Raw genomic sequence first — 1,177 nt, forward strand, 5'->3', positions numbered from 1 at the left:
CTGGAAGTCTTCGCGGATGACCCCGGGGCGCTGGACCGGATCAGGGCGGCAGGCGCACAGGCCGGAGTGGCGGAGTGATCCACGAGGATGTCGGCGATTTCGCGGCGGCCCTTCCCCCGATGCGCGCTCTCATGGGGCTCGACCTCGGCGACAAGACGATCGGCGTGGCGGTAAGCGATTCCATGCTCTCGGTCGCCTCCCCGCTGGAAACTGTGCGCAGGCGCAAGTTCACGTTGGATGCGGCCCGGCTCGCCGAACTCATTTCGGCGCGGAACATTGCCGGGATCGTGCTCGGCCTGCCGCGCAACATGGACGGCAGCGAAGGGCCGCGCTGCCAGTCGACCCGCGCCTTTGCGCGCAACTTCGTCCGGCTCACCCCCCTGCCGATCACCTTCTGGGATGAACGATTGTCCACCGTCGCGGCCGAACGCGCCCTGTTGGAGGCGGATACGTCACGCAGACGTCGCGCAGAGGTCATCGACCACGTGGCGGCGAGCTATATACTTCAGGGATTGCTGGACCGTTTGCGCGTGCTGCGGGCGACCGAAGGGCGGATATGAACGACGACATCTGGAAGCGCGACGAAGTCGAGAGCCCCTGCATCAAGGTCTGTGTCGTGCATCCCGAAACGCGGCTTTGCACGGGGTGTTTACGCTCGATCGACGAAATCGCCAGCTGGTCGCGGATGAGCATGCCGGAACGGCGCGCGGTGCTTGCGGAACTGCCCGACCGGGGGCAGGCGCTGAAGCGGCGGCGGGGCGGTCGTGCCGCCCGGCTTGGCAACGGGCGCGGTTGAGATCGGCGCGCGGCTTAGCGACCGGCAGCGATCTTGCGCAGAAAATCCATGACGTCGTCCGAGGTCCGCGCGCCGTCGTAGCCCATGGGCGCATGGTTCAGGTTATCCGCAAAACGGGACACCCGCGCGAAACTGCGGGCAAGCATCAGGTTTCCCCCTGCCCGCCGCTTTCCGCCGAAATGAACGCATCCTGCTTCGCCGCTTATCATCATCGGTGCCATAAACCTGCCTCGTTACGTTTATTGTTTCTATTCCGGCAATATTCCGGGGCAACGTGGCGGGAATGGGGCGAGGATCGGGTCATTCGGCGAAGATACCGTGACCCTCACGCGGCGGCGGCCACCACGGCGGCCATTTCCCCGAAGGTTAAAGCCGTGCCAA

General features: G+C 65.3%; 3 protein-coding genes. 2 read left to right on the forward strand and 1 reads right to left on the reverse strand.

Going from position 1 to position 1,177, the window contains the following annotated elements:
• The first annotated feature begins 119 nt into the window (after nt 1-119).
• Nucleotides 120-560 (forward strand): Holliday junction resolvase RuvX, encoded by a 441-nt coding sequence (gene ruvX / locus A3764_RS20595; protein ID WP_443069055.1) that lies wholly within the window; start codon nt 120-122, stop codon nt 558-560.
• Nucleotides 557-796, forward strand: a complete 240-nt coding sequence (locus A3764_RS20600; RefSeq protein ID WP_067925135.1) for a DUF1289 domain-containing protein — start codon at nt 557-559, stop codon at nt 794-796. Before ruvX ends, A3764_RS20600 begins: the two co-directional genes overlap by 4 nt.
• A gap of 14 nt (nt 797-810) precedes the next feature.
• On the opposite strand, the gene A3764_RS26280 is transcribed toward A3764_RS20600, so the two are convergent.
• Nucleotides 811-942 (reverse strand): hypothetical protein, encoded by a 132-nt coding sequence (locus A3764_RS26280; protein ID WP_269084733.1) that lies wholly within the window; start codon nt 940-942, stop codon nt 811-813.
• Between the last annotated feature and the right edge of the window lie 235 nt (nt 943-1,177).

It is taken from the genome of Sulfitobacter sp. HI0129, from assembly GCF_001635395.1.
Lineage (GTDB): Bacteria > Pseudomonadota > Alphaproteobacteria > Rhodobacterales > Rhodobacteraceae > Sulfitobacter.